The following is a 17,308-nucleotide window of genomic DNA, read 5'->3' on the forward strand; positions in this document are numbered from 1 at the left end:
TTCCGCCTCTCGAATAGGGACGCGGAGCGTCCCGGGCTGCATTCCCACGCAGAGCGTGGGAACGATCAGCAAAACGCTGATCAGGAATTGCCGATCAGACTCTGCCTGCAATCGAGCAGCAGTTTCGCCCCGCCCAGGTCGCTGCTGCTCACGTGCAGGCTGAAGCCATGCAGGCTGACAATCGCTGCGACGATCGATAAACCAAGGCCAAAACCGCTCTTCGGTTGCCCGCCCTCGGCGCGATAAAACCGTTGGAACACCGCCTCGCGCTCGGCCTCGGGAATTCCCGGGCCGGAGTCGTGCACTTCGATCTGCGTCTGCCCACCGGAATTCACCCCACGCAGCAGCACCGTGCCGCCGGGCGGGGTGAACTTGATCGAGTTGCTCAACAGATTCGCCAATGCCTCGAACAGCAACGCCCGGTCGCCATTGAGCGGCGGCAGGGATTCCGGCATGTTCAGCTCGAAACGCAGCTCGCCTTCTTCAGCCAGCGGCAAGTAAAACTCATGCAGTTCTTCGAGCAATTGCACCGGGTCGAGCTGCACGAAACCCGAGCGACGCTGACGGTCCTCAAGTTCGGAAATTCGCAGCAAGCCGCGAAACCGCGCCATCAGCGTATCCGCTTCTGCCAGCACCAAATCCAGTTGCGCCGCTTCCTGAGAGCCTTCGCCGGCCTGTTGCTGCATGCGATACAGTTGCGCGCGCAGGCGGGTCAATGGCGTGCGCAAGTCGTGGGCGATGTTGTCGCAGACGCCTTTGACTTCATTCATCAGCCGCTCGATGCGCTCCAGCATCGCATTGACGATGGCCGCGAGCATGTCCAGCTCATCGCGGCGATTGGACAGCGGCAAACGATGGGTCAGATCACCGGCGACGATCGCCTGGGCGCTGTCCTGAATCGCGCGAATCCGTCGCAACGGTCGGCGGCGCAGCAAATGCCATCCGGCGACACCTGGCAGAATGGTCAGCGACACGCCCCAGAACAACGCATGCAAAATGATCCGCGTCACTGCGAACAACGAGCCGTTGTCGCGCAGCAGCACCAGCCAGCGGCCATCGCGGGTTTGCGTGGCGACGGCATCGCAGCTGTCACTCGGCAGGGTTGGGTCGTCGGAATCGGCGCAGTCGGCGAGCATGTGGATCTTGCCGTCCAGCGGCAGGCCTTCGGGAATCTGTTGCAGCGCACCGCCGAGGTAAACGCCGTCGGCGCTGAACAAGCCGTAGGCGTCGATGCCGCGAATATCGAAGGTCATGCTGGCGGCGAGGGCGTCTTCCAGTTGCTCACCGCGAAAATGCGAAAACAGGTGCTGGCGTTGCATCAGCGAATGCTTGGCGAGGTTGTCGAGGTAGCCCGACACCTCGTAATACATGACCCCCATGAGGATCGCGCTCCAGGCCACGAACAGCGAGCTGTACAGCGCCAGCAGGCGGCTGCTGGAGGAGCGCCAGCCGTCAGACGGGTTCGGCAATGACATAGCCGGAGCCCCGTACCGTGCGGATCAGCGGAACGTTGCCGGCGGCGTCGATTTTCTTGCGCAAGCGGCCGATGTGCACATCGATCAGGTTGGTGCCGGGGTCGAAGTGATAGCCCCAGACCTCTTCGAAAATCATCATCCGCGAGAGGATCTGGCCACTGTTGCGCATGAGGAATTCGAGCAGTTTGTACTCGGTCGGCAGCAGCGTCAGCACCTGGTCGGCACGGCGCGCTTCGTGGCTGATCAGATCCAGTTCGAGGTCGGCGACCTGCAGCGTCGTCGCTTGCGTGGCAACGCTGGTCTGACGGCGCAACAGCACTTCGACCCGCGCGGCCATCTCGTCGGTGGCAAACGGCTTGGTCAGGTAATCGTCACCGCCGGCGCGCAAACCCCGCACCCGCTCGTCGACGTCGGAGAGGGCGCTGATCATCAGAATCGGCGTCGCGACGCCCATGGTGCGCAGTGTGGTGACGATGGCCAGGCCATCCAGCTCGGGCAACATGCGGTCGAGGGTGATCAGGTCGTAATTGCCGCTCACGGCGCGGTCGAGGCCTTCGCGACCATTGTCGACCCAGTCGACGTCGAGCCCGTGGCTGCTGAGTTCGGCGACGATTTCCCGAGCGGTCACGGCGTCGTCTTCGATGGTCAAGATACGAGTCATAGGCAGGCCTGCTGATCGGTTCAAACGGAATGGCAGCATTTTGCCAAGAAATTTCCGTGACGCTTTAAATTAACTTTCATGTTGCGCCTGTCACAAACGCCGATTCCGGCCCGTCAGCCAGTGCAGAAAACCCGCCGTTATCCGGCGCTTGTTGCATTTTGCATGGTCCGAGGAAGTTCATCTTTTCTAACTGATTGAAAATACTGAGTTTATTTTGTTATGACGACTGGCACGGTCGCTGCAATTGCTCCGTTGAGTACTTGTAACATCATTTTTCATGCCTGGAGCAGAACAACAATGAACAGATCTTCTGATGGATTTTATTCTGCCGTTGAAGAATCAAGCAGCGTATCAGGTGTGTCCTGGGGCGCGATCTTTGCGGGCGCTGCGGCGGCTGCGGCGTTGTCGATGATCCTGGTGTTGCTCGGCTTCGGTCTGGGTTTTTCCGCTGTTTCACCGTGGGCCGGAGAGGGCGTCAGCGCCAAGGGCCTGGGTATTTCGACGATTGTCTGGCTGGCGGTGACGCAGATCATCGCTTCCGGGATGGGCGGCTACATCGCCGGTCGCCTGCGAGTGAAGTGGGCGAACATGCACGGTGACGAGGTGTATTTCCGCGACACCGCGCACGGTTTTCTCGCCTGGTGTGTAGCTACGCTGGTCACCGCGATGCTGGTGGTCGGTTCGGTCAGCAGCGTCGTCAGCGGCGGTGTGCAGGCGGGTGCCAATGTCGTCGGCGGTGCTGCCGGTGCGATGAGTCAGGCCGCCGGTTCGGCTGCTGCCAACACTGACAGCGATCAGTACGGCTATTTCGTCGATAGCCTGTTCCGCGATGATCGTCCTGCCGCCGTCAGCGATGACGCCGCACGCGGCACCGTGACCCGCATCTTCACCCAGAGCCTGGCCAACGGTCAGCTCAGCCCGGAAGACCGCACCTACCTCGCACAATTGGTCGCCCAGCGGACCAATCTGAGCCAGGCCGATGCCGAACGTCGTGTCGACGAGATCTACGCCAGCACGCAGAAAGCCATCGCCGACGCCAAGCTGAAAGCTCAGCAAGCCGCCGACACCGCCGCCAAAGTCGCTGCCTACACCTCGCTGTGGATGTTCGTCGCGCTGCTGGCCGGTGCGTTCTTCGCCAGTCTCGCCGCCACGTTCGGCGGTCGTCGTCGCGACGCAGTGGAATACGTCGAAGTCGACACCTACACCACGACCACTCCAGTCCGTTAAACAAGGAGCAAAACCATGCGCTCATTACTGCTGTTTTTTCTCGGCGTGCCTATTCCGATCATTATTCTGATCGCCCTGTTCGTGCACTGATCCCTCTGAGGCAGGATGCCTCGGCCGCTTTCATCTTCGGGTGAAAGCGGCTTTTTGCTGTCTGGCGCAGCCAAAAACAGGGTGGGAGCGAGCCTGCTCGCGAAGGTGTTTTGTCTGAATTCGATGACTAAGGTGCGGCGGGGATTCGCGAGCAGGCTCGCTCCCACAGGGATTTGTGCTTGCCTGCTCTGGATCAATATTTCGTATCGCGATATTGCCTAACGTAAATGATCCAGGCCTTTGCCGCGGGATCGACTACATTGTTTTCGCGCGCACTTTGTTGCGCTGTCGGAGTACCGCACGTCCCCCTGAACGTATTAAAAACGGGACGGCACGGTGTAGTGCAGCAAGGAGCTGGCGCAACACTCTTCTGAATTTTTCACGGACGAACACTGCAATGAACTGCCTAGAAAGATCCTTCGATATCCAGCCTTTGGTGCAGGCGGACATGACTGTGCATATCAACGGCCAGCCTGTCACCGCTGCCATCGGCGAAACCGTCCTCAGCGTTATTCAATCCCTCGGCCTGCGCCAGATCGCCCGCAACGATCACAACCAGATCAGCGGCGCGTATTGCGGCATGGGCGTGTGCCAATGCTGCCTGGTGCGGATCAACGGTCGGCATAAACGCCGCGCCTGCCAGACCGTGGTGCGCGACGGCATGCAGATTCAAACCCAGGTCAATCGCATCACTGCGCAGGAGGTCGTATGAGCCTGCAACCGGTGATTGTCGGCGGTGGCCCTGCCGGGATGGCCGCCGCCATCGAACTGGCCCGTCACGGCGTGCGCTGCACCTTGCTCGAAGAAGCGTCGCGCCTCGGCGGCGTGGTGTATCGCGGGCCGCTGCGTGACGGCGTGCAACTGGACTATCTGGGCCCACGTTACGCTGAGGCGCTGGGCAAGCTGCACGGCGAGTTTCAGGAACAGGCCGGACTGATCGACGTGCGTCTCAACCATCGCGTGGTCGGCGCCGAAGGCACTCGCGCGTTAGTAGTGCTCGATGGCGACGAGCAACTGCACGAGATCGAATACCCACAGTTGCTGTTATCGGCCGGTTGTCACGAGCGCAGCGTGCCGTTTCCCGGCTGGACGTTGCCGGGAGTGATCATGCTGGGCGGCCTGCAGTTGCAGATCAAAAGTGGCGTGGTCAAGCCGCAGGGGCCGGTCATCATTGCCGGCACCGGGCCGCTGTTGCCGCTGGTGGCGACGCAACTGCATGCGTCTGGCGTGCGCGTCGCGGGCGTGTATGAGGCCTGCGCATTCGGCAAGATCGCCCGGGAAAGTCTGGCGCTGCTGAACAAGCCGCAGCTGTTCCTCGATGGCTTGAGCATGCTCGCGTACCTGAAACTGCACGGCATCCCCATGCAATACGGCTGGGGCGTGGTCGAGGCGCATGGCGAGGGCGAACTGAAAAGCGTCAGCGTTGCGCCGTATTCGGCGACCTGGGAACCGGGCCTGAGCCGCGTCGAGCGCTTCGAAGCGCAGACCCTGGCGGTCGGTTACGGCTTTATCCCGCGCACGCAATTAAGCCAGCAGATGGGCCTTGATCACGGTTTCAGTGACGACGGTTACCTGCGTGCCAACGCCAATATCTGGCAGCAAAGCAACGAACCGCATGTGCATCTGGCCGGCGACATGGGCGGCATTCGTGGCGGTGAAGCGGCGATGCTCGCTGGCAGGATTGCGGCGACGTCGATCCTGCTGCAACGCGGCGTGCTCGAAGAAGAACTGGCGCGGGTGCGCCGCGACCGCTACTTGAGCAAACTCAAGGCCATCGTGCGCTTTCGGGCGGCGGTCGATCGCTACACCGCGCGCGGCGTCGGCCAGACCACGTTGCCTGCCGCCGACACGGTCATCTGCCGTTGCGAGAACGCCACCCGTGCCGACATCGATCGGGCGCTCGAGCAGGGCGTGCAAGACATCGCCAGCCTGAAAATGCGCACCCGTGTGAGCATGGGCGATTGCCAGGGGCGTATGTGCGTCGGCTACTGCAGCGATCGTCTGCGCCAGGCCACCGGTCGCAAGGATGTCGGCTGGCTGCGTCCGCGCTTCCCGATTGATCCGATTCCTTTTTCCGCATTTCAGTCTGTCGGCACGGAGGCCGCTGCCCATGAGTAAGTTCTACGACGTGGTCATTGCCGGTGGCGGCGTGATCGGGGCGTCCTGCGCCTATCAATTGTCCAAACGCAGAAACCTGAAGATTGCGCTGATCGACGCCAAGCGCCCCGGTAACGCCACCCGTGCGTCGGCCGGCGGATTGTGGGCGATCGGCGAGTCGGTCGGCCTCGGTTGCGGGGTGATTTTCTTTCGCATGATGTCGGCCAATCGCAAGCGCGAAACCCAGGGCGCGGCGGTGGCGGTGGATGCGAGCACGCCGCACATCCTGCCGGAATCGTTCTTCGATTTTGCCTTGCAGTCCAACGCGCTGTACCCGGCGTTGCACCGCGAGCTGAAAGATAATCACGGGATGGATTTCAAGTTCGAAAGGACCGGGCTGAAATTCGTCATTTATGACGACGAGGACCGGCTCTACGCCGAGCACATCGTCGGTTGCATTCCGCATCTGGCCGATCAGGTGCGCTGGCTCGATCAGGCTGCATTACGCACCGCCGAACCGAGCGTCAGCCATGAGGCGCGCGGGGCGCTGGAGTTTCTTTGCGATCATCAGGTCAGCCCGTTCCGCCTCGCCGATGCCTATATGGAGGGCGCGCGGCAGAACGGCGTGGACATCTTCGTCAACACCAATGTCACCGGTGTGTTGCATCACGGCACGCGGGTGACCGGGGTGCAAACGAGCGAGGAGGGTGTGTTTCACTGCAAGACGCTGATCAACGCCGCGGGCGCCTGGGCGGCGGATCTGAGCGAGTGGGCCACCGGGATTCGCATTCCGGTGAAACCGGTCAAAGGCCAAATACTGCTGACCGAACGCATGCCGAAGATCCTCAACGGTTGCCTGACCACCAGCGACTGCTACGTGGCGCAAAAGGACAACGGCGAAATCCTCATCGGCAGCACCACCGAAGACAAGGGCTTCGACGTTACCACCACCTACCCGGAAATCGCCGGGCTGGTGCAGGGCGCGGTGCGCTGCCTGCCGGAACTGGCCGACGTCAACCTCAAGCGCACCTGGGCCGGGCTGCGACCGGGCTCGCCGGACGAACTGCCGATCCTCGGGCCGATGCGCGGCGTGGAGGGTTACCTGAATGCCTGCGGACACTTTCGCACCGGCATCCTGACTTCGGCGATCACCGGCGTACTGCTAGACAAACTGGTCAATGACGAGCCGCTGCCGCTGGATATCGCCCCGTTTCTGGCGGATCGGTTTGCACTGACAGCGGTCGAAAAAGCGCCGGCGCTGGAACTGGCCTGACACCGATTCCCTGTAGGAGCGAGCCTGCTCGCGATAGCGGTCTGTCTGTTTCAGATGTGTTGTCTGAAACAACGCCATCGCCAGCAGGCTGGCTCCCACAGGTTCTCGGGGTGCAGGGAGATTTCCGGCAAACCCGGAATCAGTGTGGGAGCCAGCCTGCTCGCGATAGCGGTTTGTCTGTTTCAGATGTGTTGTCTGAAACAACGCCATCGCCAGCAGGCTGGCTCCCACAGGTTCTTGGGGTGCAGGGAGATTTCCGGCAAACCCGGAATCAGTGTGGGAGCGAGCCTGCTCGCGATAGCGGTTTGTCTGTTTCAGATGTGTTGTCTGAAACAACGCCATCGCCAGCAGGCTGGCTCCCACAGGTTCTTGGGGGGCAGGGAGATTTCCGGCAAACCCGGAATCAGTGTGGGAGCGAGCCTGCTCGCGATAGCGGTTTGTCTGTTTCAGATGTGTTGTCTGAAACACCGTCATCGCCAGCAGGCTGGCTCCCACAGGTTCTCGGGGTGCAGGGAGATTTCCGGCAAACCCGGAATCAGTGTGGGAGCCAGCCTGCTGGCGATAGCGGTTTGTCTGTTTCAGATGTGTTGTTTGAAACAACGCCATCGCCAGCAGGCTGGCTCCCACAGGTTCTTGGGGTGCAGGGAGATTTCCGGCAAACCCGGAATCAGTGTGGGAGCGAGCCTGCTGGCGATAGCGGTCTGTCTGTTTCAGATGTGTTGTCTGAAACAACGCCATCGCCAGCAGGCTGGCTCCCACATTTCTGGATCAGTGCAAGGCAGGATCAGGTGTTGCGCGCTTGCTCTTCGAGCTGATCCGACTCGAACAGTTTGGCCAGTTCCGCCCGGGCTTCCTGGGCGGTTTGCAGGACTTTGGCCTCGTCGTCGTAGACCGCGTGCTGCGCCTCCAGCACCTGTTCGTCGTGGTGCTTGAACCGCTTGATCCGTGCATCGGCCTGTTCCTGGGTCAGACCGAGCCCGACGAGGGTGCGCCGGCTCATTTCCAGACTCGAATAATAGGTTTCCCGAATCGCCTCGGCGCCGACATCGATCAAGCGGTGCACGTGCTGACGGTTACGTGCGCGGGCGATGATTTTCATGTGCGGATAGAGCTTGCGCACCACCTCGGCGGTTTTGATGTTGGTGTCGGGGTCGTCGGTGGCGATGACGAAATATTCCGCTTCGCCGACCTTCGCCGCATGGAGGATTTCCGGGCGCATCGGGTCGCCATAAAACACCGGCACGCCGCCGAAGCTGCGCGACAGTTCGATGGTTTCCACTGACGTATCCAGCGCGACGAAATTGATATTTTGCGCGCGCAGAATCCGCGCAACGATCTGGCCCATTCGGCCCATGCCGGCAATCACCACGCGCGGTGCTTCGGTGTCGATTTCGCGAAATTTCTCCGGCACTTCCACCGGCTGCACTTTCGGGCTGACCAGCCGTGCGCAAAGCAACAGCAACAACGGCGTCACCGCCATCGACAGGGTGATCGTCAGCACCAACAAGTCATACAGGCGCGGTTCGAACAGGCCCTGATCGCGACCGATCTTGAACACCACGAAAGCGAATTCACCACCGGCCGCCAGAACGATGCCGAGGCGAATTGCACTGATCTTGTTCAAGCCCCCCGCCAGCCGTCCAACCACAAACAGCAGCGGTAATTTCAGACCGATCAACAGCAGCGTCAGCCCCAGCACAGTAATCGGTGCGCTGAGCAGCAAACTCAGGTTGGCACCCATGCCGACGCTGATGAAAAACAACCCGAGCAGCAGGCCTTTGAACGGTTCGATCTGCGCTTCCAGCTCATGCCGATACTCCGAATCCGCCAGCAGCAGACCGGCAAGAAATGCTCCCAGCGCCATCGACACACCGACCCGGTCCATCAGCCACGCGGTGCCGATCACCACCAGCAACGCCGTGGCCGTCGACACTTCCGGCAGACCGGTTTTAGCTACCACGCGGAACACCGGTCGCAACAGATACCGCCCACCGCCCACCACCACCGCGATGCCACCAAGCACCTGCAACGCATGGTTGAGGCTTCCGGCATGGCTGGTGTTTTCGGCGCCACCGGCGAGCATCGGCACCAGCGCGATCAACGGGATCGCGGCGATGTCCTGGAACAACAGAATCGCAAACGCCAGGCGTCCGTGGGGGCTGGTCAATTCCTTGCGCTCGGCCAGACTCTGCAGGCCGAACGCGGTAGAGGAGAGTGCCAGTCCGAGGCCGAGCACAATTGCGCTATTGAGCGGCTGCCCGAACACCGACAACGCCAGCACGCCTATCACCGACGCCGTCAGCAACACCTGCGCCAGCCCGACGCCAAACACCGATTTGCGCATCACCCACAAGCGTCGCGGCGACAGCTCCAGACCAATGATGAACAGCAACAACACCACGCCCAGTTCGGAAATATGCGCCACGCTCTGCGGGTTGCCGATCAGACCGAGCACCGACGGCCCGATGATCACCCCGGCGAACAGATAACCGAGCACCGCGCCCAGTTGCAGGCGCTTGGCCAAAGGCACGGTGAGCACCGCCGCGAACAGAAACACGACAGCGGCTTGCAACAGATTGCCTTCATGGGGCATGGGTCAACTCCTGACAACGGTACGGCGGGGGGCGACAAGGATAAGGTCTGAATCAATTCGATTGCCACCGCGGAACCCTGTGGGAGCCAGCCTGCTGGCGATAGCGGTGGGTCAGCCACACATCCTTTGACTGATTCACCGCTATCGCGAGCAGGCTCACTCCGACAGGTGATTTGTGTTGTGGCTGTAATGTTTTGCATCAAATGGTTACATTTATAACCCCTGCGCATCAATTTCCGGAACCGCCATGGCCATCAACTTCGACCTCAACGACCTGCAAGCCTTTCGCGCGGTGGTCGAGCAGGGCAGTTTTCGCAAGGCCGCCGACACTGTGCGCCTGTCGCAGCCGGCGTTGAGCCGACGCATCGAAAAGCTCGAAGACGCGCTTGGGGTCAAACTCTTCGAGCGCACCACGCGCAAGGTCAGCCTGACCCAGGCCGGACGCGGTTTCATGCCCAGTGTCGAACGCTTGCTCGATGATCTTGACGTGGCATTGCTGGGCATCAGCGAAGTCGCCTCGACGCGGCTCGGCCATGTCACCGTCGCTTGCGTGCCGTCGGCGGCGTACTATTTCATGCCGCGGGTCATCGCGCGTTATCACCAGCAGTTCCCACGGATCAAGGTCAAGGTGCTCGACTCCAGCGCTCACGATGTGTTGAGTGCAGTGGTCAATGGCGAGGCGGATTTCGGTTTGAGTTTTCTAGGCACGCAGGATGCCAAAGTCGACTTCGAACCGCTTGTGCAGGAGTGCTACGTTGTTGCCTGCCGCCGCGATCATCCGTTGGCGCAGCACAGCAGCGTGACGTGGGACGAGTTCTATCAGCAGGACTACATCGGTCTGGACAAGACCTCCGGCAATCGTTTTCTGCTGGATCAGGCGTTGGGCGGGGTGATGCCGCAGCGTCAGAGCATCTGCGAGACGCGGCACGTGACGACGATGATCGGCCTGGTCGAGGCGGGGTTGGGTGTGGCGGCGGTGCCGATGATGGCGCTGCCGGGGCCGGATCATCCGATCCTGACACGGGTGCCGCTGACCGATCCGCAAGTGATGCGCAGCGTCGGCATCCTCAAGCGCCGGGGTCGTACGCTGACCCCGGCGGCGCTGGAACTGGAGCGGCTGGTGGTGGAAATGAAAGTCCAGCCGCCAACGATCAGCGCTTGACCGAATCCATCCCGGTGGCCTGCACGTCAGCCTGGGCGGCAGGCGCGGCGAGGTAGGCGAGCAGGGCTTTGGCTTCTTCTGGATGCTCGGCCTTGACCGGAATGCCGGCAGCGAAACGGGTCACCGACTGCACCGATTCCGGAATCTTCGCGACGAAGCTCACGCCTGGCACCGGCAGCAATTCGCTGACCTGCTGGAAGCCCAATTGATAGTCACCGCTGGCGACGACCGAGCCCACCGGGATTTTGGCGATCATTTTGGCTTTGGGCTTCAACTGATCTTCGATGCCAAGTTTCTTGAACAGCTGCTGCTCGATGTACACGCCGCTGGCGCTGTCGGAGTACGCCACCGACTTGGCATCAAGCAGGGTTTTCTTCAAGCCGTCGACGCTACTGATGTCCGGTTTCGCCGCGCCTTCGCGCACCACCATGCCGATCCGCGAATCCGCCAGTTCGACCCGCGAAGCCGGGTCGACCTTGCCTTGTTTGATCAACTCGTCAAGGGCGTAGCCGACCATGATCACCACGTCGGCATGCTCGCCACGCGCCAGACGATTGGGGATCGCCTCCGGCGCCTTGCCCATCGACGGGCCGAGGCTGGTGGTCAGCGTGTTGCCGCTGGCGGCAGCGAATTTCGGCCCAAGGATTTTGTACGCGGCGGTGAAGCCACCGGACGTCATCACGCTCAGTTCTGCGGCGTGGGCGCTCAGGTTGAATGCCAGGCCGGCGAGCAGGGCGGTGACAGTAAAGATTTTTTTCATGGCGAGTTTTCCTCAGGCCGCGACAGGTTGCAGACGACCACCGGCACGGCGGTACAGATAAAGGGTGGTGCACAACGCACACAGCGCACCGATGCTCATCCAGTAACCCGGCGCGGCTTTGTCGCCGGTGTACTGGATCAGGAAGGTCGACATCGCCGGGGTGAACCCGCCGAAAATCGCAGTGGCCAGGCTGTAGGCCAACGAGAAACCGGCGACGCGTACTTCCACTGGCATGATCTCGGTGAGGGCCGGAATCATCGCGCCGTTGTACAGGCCGTAGATGAACGACAGCCACAACAGTGACAGCAACATGTGGCTGAAGCTCGGCGACTGCACCAGGAACGACAGCGCCGGATAGGTCGTGGCCAGTGCCAGCAACGCCATGGCGATCAGCACCGGGCGACGGCCGATGCGATCGGACAGCGCGCCGCCAATCGGCAGCCAGAAGAAGTTCGAAACGCCGACCAGCAGCGTCACCAGCAGCGCGTCGGAAGTGCTCAGGTGCAGCACGGTTTTACCGAAAGTCGGCGCGTACACGGTGATCAGGTAAAACGCCGTGGTGGTCAGCGCGACCATCAACATGCCGCCCAGCACCACGCCCCAGTTCTGGCCGAGGGTGCGGAACACTTCGCCCATGCTCGGCCGGTGTTTGCGCGCAGCAAATTCTTCGGTTTCCGCCAGGTTGCGGCGTAGAAAAAAGATGAACGGGACGATCATGCAGCCAACGAAAAACGGAATGCGCCAGCCCCAGTCGGCGATCGCCTGCGGCGCCATCCACTGGTTCAGGCCATAGCCGAGCGCGGCAGCGACGATGATCGCGACTTGCTGACTTGCCGATTGCCATGCAGTGAAGAAACCCTTGCGACCGGGCGTGGCGATTTCCGACAGGTAAACCGACACACCGCCCAGTTCCGCACCAGCCGAGAAGCCTTGCAGCAGCCGCCCGATCAATACCAAGGCTGGGGCGAACAGGCCGATGGTTTCGTAGCCGGGCACCAGCACGATCAATATCGTGCCGCTGGCCATGATCGACAGGGTGACGATCAGGCCTTTGCGGCGGCCGACGTCATCGATGTAGGCACCGAGCACGATGGCGCCGAGCGGGCGCATGAGGAAGCCTGCGCCGAACACGGCGAAGGTCATCATCAGGGAGGCGAATTCACTGCTTGCCGGGAAGAACACCGCGGCGATTTGTGTGGCGTAGAAGCCGAACAGGAAGAAGTCGAACTGTTCGAGGAAGTTGCCCGAGGTGACTCGGAAAATGGCACCGGCGCGCGAGCCGCCGTGTGGGATTGAGGCTGTCATAGTAAAGGACTCCACCGCTTTTATGACGTGCGCTACGGGAGGGCGGCGCACGGTTTTTATTGAGGTGGATGGTGGCGCAGATGTAACAATCTGTTAATTGCATTGTTGGCATGGATTGATGTTCATAGTGGATCAATCGAGTACATATCCGTTGCTGCGGTAACGGCTGTTTAGGGTTCCGCTCTTACAGCGGGTCACCTTTTTCAAACGCCGAAAAGGTAACCCAAAACGCTTGCTCCTACGTTCGGCCCTCGCAGGCTCGGGTCCCTTCGCTGCGGGATCGATCCGGGCGCAGCGGCTACGGTTTGCTGCGCTGCACCTACTTCCGCTGTGTACGACTTCGTCGTACGGTCGCTGCGCTCCCACGCCCGGATCAATCCCTCCACTCAGCCTTCCGACGTCGCCGGTGAGTCAAAAGCAAGATCAAAAGCACGCGAGCTAACGCTCATTGTTGATTGGTTAGAAGCGGGTGGTTGGCTTGGGATTTGCGCTGTGGCTGCCCCTCACCCCAGCCCTCTCCCCCTGGAGAGGGAGCCGATTTTGGTTGGTTTCGAAACCTGCATTCGACTCGGTATTTCAAGTTGGCGCATCTCTCACATCCACCACGATCAGTCCCCTCTCCCTCTGGGAGAGGGCTAGGGTGAGGGGCTTTTGATTTTCGCACTGCGTTAATCATTTGCCTGAACCACCGCCATCGCCAGCAGGCTGGCTCCCACAGGTTGACTGCGCTGCGACTGGAGAAATGCAATCCAAGATGTGGGAGCTTGCCTGCAAGCGATGACGACCTTGCAGCCAACTAAACATCTGGCAGATCTACGCTTCCCCCTGTAGCGCCCCCCAGGCAAAAAAAGGAATGATTCCCACCCCACGCAGTCGGAGTTCAGGTACTACCCAATTCAGGAGGTTCACCGATGAACAGCAAGACCCTTATCGCCAGTCTGGCTCTGGTTGCCGGCGTTGCCGGGATCACCCCCCTTGTTCAAGCGGCGCAAACCTCAAGCGATCCTTCCGTTCAATCGCCGACCAGCGATCGTCAGTTGAAGGTCAACGACCGGGCGCCGGAGATGTATCAGCGCAAGGACAAGGCGCTGCAGAACTGGAAGGCCAAAGGTCTGAAAGCGCCGATCGAACAGGCGCAGTGGGTGCAGATCAACGATAAATACGTGATGGTGATGATTACCAACGGCACGATTGTCGAGATGCAGCCGGTCGAGCGTTAAACCCGGATGGCGGGAGAGCGGTTACACAAGCTCTCCCTTGTCCCACAGATGCACCAGTTCCCCCGGTGCCCGGTCCTCGGGCACTTTTAGCAACATTTCCCCTGACTTGTAACGCACTTCAATCTGATAGAAGCGCTGGTCCCCGCGTCCGGAGTCGCTGCTGTCCAAAGGCAGGCAGCCTTCGAGGACCGAGCAGATGCGTGAGCGTTGGCTGATGTCGCATTGCGCGAATTCGATTTCGCGCGGGCGGCTCAGGCTGTGAATCGCGGCGACGCCACCCTGGCGAGAGACACGCAAAACGGAATCTTCACCTAAATCGGGTAGCGTTTTCATACAGCCTCCTCAGTTTATTCGACACCGACCTGTGCCCAGGCCTGCTGCACCGCTTCAACTTCCTTGGCGCCGAAGCGCTGGCCGGCGTGGTCGATGGTCAATTTTGCGAACGCGTCGAACGTCGCGTCCTGGCTCAAGCGATCGTCGCACAGCGTGTCATACCAGATCCGTCCGGCCTTTTCCCAGGCGAAGCCGCCGAGTGCCCGAGCCGCCAGATAAAACGCGCGGTTCGGGATGCCGGAGTTGATGTGCACGCCGCCATTGTCTTCGCTGGTGATGACGAATTTGCGCATGTGCTCCGGTTGCGGGTCCTTGCCCAGCAAGGGGTCGTCGTACGCGGTGCCGGGGTGCGACATCGAGCGCAAGCCTTTGCCCTGGATTTTCGGCATCAGCAGGTCGGCACCGATCAACCAGTCGGCCTGCTCGACCGTGTGGCCGAGGGTGTATTGCTTGGTGAGCACGCCGAACACGTCCGACAGCGATTCGTTGAGTGCGCCTGATTGATTGGCGTAAATCAAACCAGCCTCGCTTTCGGTGACACCGTGCGCCAGTTCATGGGCGATCACGTCGAGCGAGCGGGTGAAGCGCTGGAAGATTTCGCCGTCGCCATCACCGAAGACCATTTGCGCGCCGTTCCAGAACGCGTTTTCGTAACCCTGGCCGTAATGCACGCTGCCGATCAGCGCAAAACCCTGATTGTCGATCGAGTCGCGCCCGAGCACTTTCCAGAAGAAATCATAGCTGGCGCCCAGCGCGTCGTAGGCTTCGTCGACCGCCGGGTCTCCCGACGGCGGCTGGCCTTCGAGGCGTACCGGCATGCCCGGCAGGAGCATCTTGTTCTGCGCGTCGTGCACGCTGCGCCGGGCCAGGCCCGGTTTGGTCGCCTGCGGCAACACCGCCCGCGCCGGCGGCTGCGAAGGTCGGCCGGGGTTGGGCAAGAGGCTGCGTACATGGTTGAGCGTCTGCATCGCGGCGTTGCGCTGCGGCTCCGAACCGTGGGCAATGATCCGGTTGAGGATGTAAGGCGGGATAAAACTGCGCAGCAATCGAGAGTCGGTCATCAAAGCATCCTTGTCGTCATACGATGTCGATATCCATGTGAGCCGCGGCGCGAATTTCGGTTCCATCGATTGCCATCGACGCGCAATTCTGCGAAAAAACCGTTCGCGCCATCAGGGCCATTCTTAACGAGTCAACCACATGTCAGAAGAACTGCAAATCATCGACCTGCAACCGGGCGACGGCAAAGCCGCCGTCAAAGGCGCGCTGATCACCGCCCAGTACACCGGCTGGCTACCAGACGGCACCGAGTTCGATTCCTCCTGGAGCCGCGGCAAACCTTTCCAGTGCGTAATCGGCACGGGTCGGGTGATCAAAGGCTGGGATCAGGGCCTGATGGGCATGCAGGTCGGTGGCAAACGCAAACTGCTGGTGCCGGCGCATCTGGGCTACGGCGAGCGGACCATGGGCAAGATTCCGCCGCATTCGGATCTGGTGTTCGAGATCGAGTTGCTGGAGGTTTTGACGCGGGAGGATTGAGTTTTCAGAAGAATTACGCTGGATGAAGCGGGTACTTCATCCAGGTGAGATATGGCTTGAGTCGGTCAGGTGAACGCGTCGATATCATCGAGCGTGTCATCGACTATTCCTTCCAGAGAAGGATGTTCGTGCCTGACTGATTCGAGTGCAAGGAAAACTCTCTCAGTCTCCATTACCCCATGACGGCGAGCGATGTGGCCAATGGAGGTGACCGCAGCGGCGATAATCGCCTCGGAATTATGGGTCAGATATTCAAGGCAAATATTCTGAGCCCAGTTTCCGTCACTTTCATTCAGGCCAATTGATACGAGTGCAGCGATCACGTCCGCATCCGTGTCGCTGCCAAGAAGTCTTTTGGCGTCCGCGTGACTCATAGATGGATCTTGATAAATCAGACTCACTTGGTGCCCATCACCGGCAGGTGGGATTTGTACTTTGGGTATGTCTTTTCTGCGCACCATGAGCGTCCTTGTTCTTTTACAAAACGAGGCGGACGCTATATCAAAGGGCATTCAAAGGATGTAGGACGGGTCTGAGATTCGCGCGTCGTTACAAGTGTAAAAAAACAGGTGGCCTGTTTCCGAAAGGGCCGGCTCCGTCAGCCCCACTAAGGCGGATACCTTGTCTTCTCAATGCGACGACACAAACAGCGAAGGCGTATTCGGTGCCGGCAACGCGTACGTGCGTTTCATCCACGCCACTTCCGCCAGCGGGGTGCGGCCGAAGAAGCGTTTGAAGTCGCGGCTGAATTGCGAGGCGCTTTCGTAGCCGACCAGGAACGCTGAGCGGGCGGCGGTGAAGTCGTTACGCAGCATCAGCAACCGCGCCTGATGCAAACGCGTCGACTTGAGGTACTGCATCGGCGAGGTGTCGGTGACCTTGCGAAAGTGCAGGTGAAAATTCGGCACGCTCATCTGCGCTTCTTCGGCCAGCGCTTCGACGTCCAGATGCTCGTGGTAACAGCTGTGAATTTTATGGATCGCCCGTGTCACTTTGCCGAACTGACCTTGTTGGGCGATGGCCGCGCGCAGCGTGCCGCCCTGGGCGCCGGTGAGGATGCGGTAATACAGTTCGCGCAACATCGCCGGGCCGAGGATTTGTGCGTCGTCGCCGTCGTTCATTATTTGCAGAAAGCGCAAGGTCGACTGGCGCAGCGCATCATCCATTGGCGAGGCATACATTCCGCGCGGCGCCGTGGCGTCGAAGCCGCGGACCTCATCGACTTGCTGAATCAGCTCGCCGGCGAGGGCGAAATCCAGACGCAGATACACCGCGAGCATCGGCTGATCCTCGCTGGCATCGGTCTCCATGGTGAACGGCACCGGCACGGACAAAACCAGATAATGCTGGGCGTCGTAGACGTAGATCTCGTCACCCAGATAGCCGCGTTTCTGCCCCTGACAGAGGATCACGATACCTGGCTCGTACAACACCGGCGTGCGCGTCAACGGACGGTTGGAACGCAGAAACCGCACGTCGTCGAGCACGCTCAGGTTGTAGCCCTCGAGCGGCGCCAGTTCGCTCATCAGCTGCACCATGCGCGCCGTCGTCAGGTCTTCGGATTTCGCCATTC

The 17,308-nt window shown here is 60.7% G+C and carries 17 protein-coding genes; 7 read left to right on the forward strand and 10 right to left on the reverse strand.

All coding sequences use genetic code 11. The features are described 5' to 3' along the window. Positions 1–80: 80 nt before the first annotated feature. Together J3P75_RS10965 and J3P75_RS10970 are read right to left on the reverse strand one after the other, a co-directional pair. Positions 81–1,475 carry a sensor histidine kinase gene (locus J3P75_RS10965; RefSeq protein WP_434710382.1) on the reverse strand — a complete coding sequence of 465 codons (1,395 nt, stop codon included), beginning with the start codon at positions 1,473–1,475 and terminating at the stop codon, positions 81–83. Next, positions 1,453–2,136: a response regulator transcription factor gene (locus J3P75_RS10970; RefSeq protein WP_203418544.1), complete on the reverse strand. Its 684-nt coding sequence runs from the start codon at positions 2,134–2,136 to the stop codon at positions 1,453–1,455. The genes J3P75_RS10965 and J3P75_RS10970 overlap by 23 nt, the downstream gene beginning before the upstream one ends. Before the next feature lie 297 nt (positions 2,137–2,433). Here J3P75_RS10970 and J3P75_RS10975 point away from each other — a divergent pair, with 297 nt between their 5' ends. The 4 genes from J3P75_RS10975 (at position 2,434) to hcnC (ending at position 6,823) form a co-directional block, all read left to right on the forward strand. Further along, positions 2,434–3,363 (forward strand): hypothetical protein, encoded by a 930-nt coding sequence (locus J3P75_RS10975; protein WP_434710384.1) that lies wholly within the window; start codon positions 2,434–2,436, stop codon positions 3,361–3,363. Between the two features lie 487 nt (positions 3,364–3,850). Then, complete coding sequence (hcnA, locus tag J3P75_RS10980) at positions 3,851–4,165, forward strand: cyanide-forming glycine dehydrogenase subunit HcnA (protein WP_090284264.1); 315 nt, start codon at positions 3,851–3,853, stop codon at positions 4,163–4,165. Beyond that, positions 4,162–5,571, forward strand: a complete 1,410-nt coding sequence (gene hcnB / locus J3P75_RS10985; RefSeq protein WP_434710386.1) for a cyanide-forming glycine dehydrogenase subunit HcnB — start codon at positions 4,162–4,164, stop codon at positions 5,569–5,571. Before hcnA ends, hcnB begins: the two co-directional genes overlap by 4 nt. Beyond that, on the forward strand, positions 5,564–6,823 hold the full coding sequence (hcnC, locus tag J3P75_RS10990; RefSeq protein WP_434710388.1) for a cyanide-forming glycine dehydrogenase subunit HcnC: 1,260 nt from the start codon (positions 5,564–5,566) through the stop codon (positions 6,821–6,823). The genes hcnB and hcnC overlap by 8 nt, the downstream gene beginning before the upstream one ends. On the opposite strand, the gene J3P75_RS10995 is transcribed toward hcnC, so the two are convergent. Both J3P75_RS10995 and J3P75_RS11000 read right to left on the reverse strand, forming a co-directional pair. After that, positions 6,713–7,582 carry a hypothetical protein gene (locus J3P75_RS10995; RefSeq protein ID WP_434710390.1) on the reverse strand — a complete coding sequence of 290 codons (870 nt, stop codon included), beginning with the start codon at positions 7,580–7,582 and terminating at the stop codon, positions 6,713–6,715. The genes hcnC and J3P75_RS10995 overlap by 111 nt on opposite strands. 25 nt (positions 7,583–7,607) lie before the next feature. Next, positions 7,608–9,416 carry a monovalent cation:proton antiporter-2 (CPA2) family protein gene (locus J3P75_RS11000; RefSeq protein WP_434710392.1) on the reverse strand — a complete coding sequence of 603 codons (1,809 nt, stop codon included), beginning with the start codon at positions 9,414–9,416 and terminating at the stop codon, positions 7,608–7,610. 247 nt (positions 9,417–9,663) lie between these two features. Here J3P75_RS11000 and J3P75_RS11005 point away from each other — a divergent pair, with 247 nt between their 5' ends. After that, positions 9,664–10,578 carry a LysR family transcriptional regulator gene (locus J3P75_RS11005; RefSeq protein ID WP_434710394.1) on the forward strand — a complete coding sequence of 305 codons (915 nt, stop codon included), beginning with the start codon at positions 9,664–9,666 and terminating at the stop codon, positions 10,576–10,578. On the opposite strand, the gene J3P75_RS11010 is transcribed toward J3P75_RS11005, so the two are convergent. Both J3P75_RS11010 and J3P75_RS11015 read right to left on the reverse strand, forming a co-directional pair. Beyond that, positions 10,568–11,338: a substrate-binding domain-containing protein gene (locus tag J3P75_RS11010; protein WP_434710396.1), complete on the reverse strand. Its 771-nt coding sequence runs from the start codon at positions 11,336–11,338 to the stop codon at positions 10,568–10,570. The two genes, J3P75_RS11005 and J3P75_RS11010, sit on opposite strands and share 11 nt — an antisense overlap. A gap of 12 nt (positions 11,339–11,350) precedes the next feature. Further along, on the reverse strand, positions 11,351–12,643 hold the full coding sequence (locus J3P75_RS11015; RefSeq protein ID WP_434710398.1) for an MFS transporter: 1,293 nt from the start codon (positions 12,641–12,643) through the stop codon (positions 11,351–11,353). Between the two features lie 911 nt (positions 12,644–13,554). Here J3P75_RS11015 and J3P75_RS11020 point away from each other — a divergent pair. Then, positions 13,555–13,863, forward strand: coding sequence for an RcnB family protein (locus tag J3P75_RS11020; RefSeq protein WP_394508256.1), 309 nt, complete (start codon positions 13,555–13,557; stop codon positions 13,861–13,863). A 21-nt stretch (positions 13,864–13,884) separates the two neighbouring features. Here J3P75_RS11020 and J3P75_RS11025 read toward each other — a convergent pair whose 3' ends face one another. Both J3P75_RS11025 and J3P75_RS11030 read right to left on the reverse strand, forming a co-directional pair. Then, positions 13,885–14,196: a protealysin inhibitor emfourin gene (locus J3P75_RS11025; protein ID WP_434710400.1), complete on the reverse strand. Its 312-nt coding sequence runs from the start codon at positions 14,194–14,196 to the stop codon at positions 13,885–13,887. Positions 14,197–14,210: 14 nt separating this feature from the next. Next, positions 14,211–15,257 carry a M4 family metallopeptidase gene (locus tag J3P75_RS11030; protein WP_434710402.1) on the reverse strand — a complete coding sequence of 349 codons (1,047 nt, stop codon included), beginning with the start codon at positions 15,255–15,257 and terminating at the stop codon, positions 14,211–14,213. 139 nt (positions 15,258–15,396) lie between these two features. Here J3P75_RS11030 and J3P75_RS11035 point away from each other — a divergent pair, with 139 nt between their 5' ends. Then, on the forward strand, positions 15,397–15,735 hold the full coding sequence (locus J3P75_RS11035) for an FKBP-type peptidyl-prolyl cis-trans isomerase (protein WP_434710404.1): 339 nt from the start codon (positions 15,397–15,399) through the stop codon (positions 15,733–15,735). A gap of 65 nt (positions 15,736–15,800) precedes the next feature. On the opposite strand, the gene J3P75_RS11040 is transcribed toward J3P75_RS11035, so the two are convergent. Next, positions 15,801–16,196 (reverse strand): hypothetical protein, encoded by a 396-nt coding sequence (locus J3P75_RS11040; protein ID WP_434710405.1) that lies wholly within the window; start codon positions 16,194–16,196, stop codon positions 15,801–15,803. Between the two features lie 168 nt (positions 16,197–16,364). Beyond that, a complete protein-coding gene (locus J3P75_RS11045; RefSeq protein ID WP_434710407.1) occupies positions 16,365–17,306 on the reverse strand; it encodes an AraC family transcriptional regulator in 942 nt (313 codons plus the stop codon). Positions 17,307–17,308 lie beyond the last annotated feature (2 nt).

It is taken from the genome of Pseudomonas sp. R1-1 (assembly GCF_051132135.1).
GTDB lineage: Bacteria > Pseudomonadota > Gammaproteobacteria > Pseudomonadales > Pseudomonadaceae > Aquipseudomonas.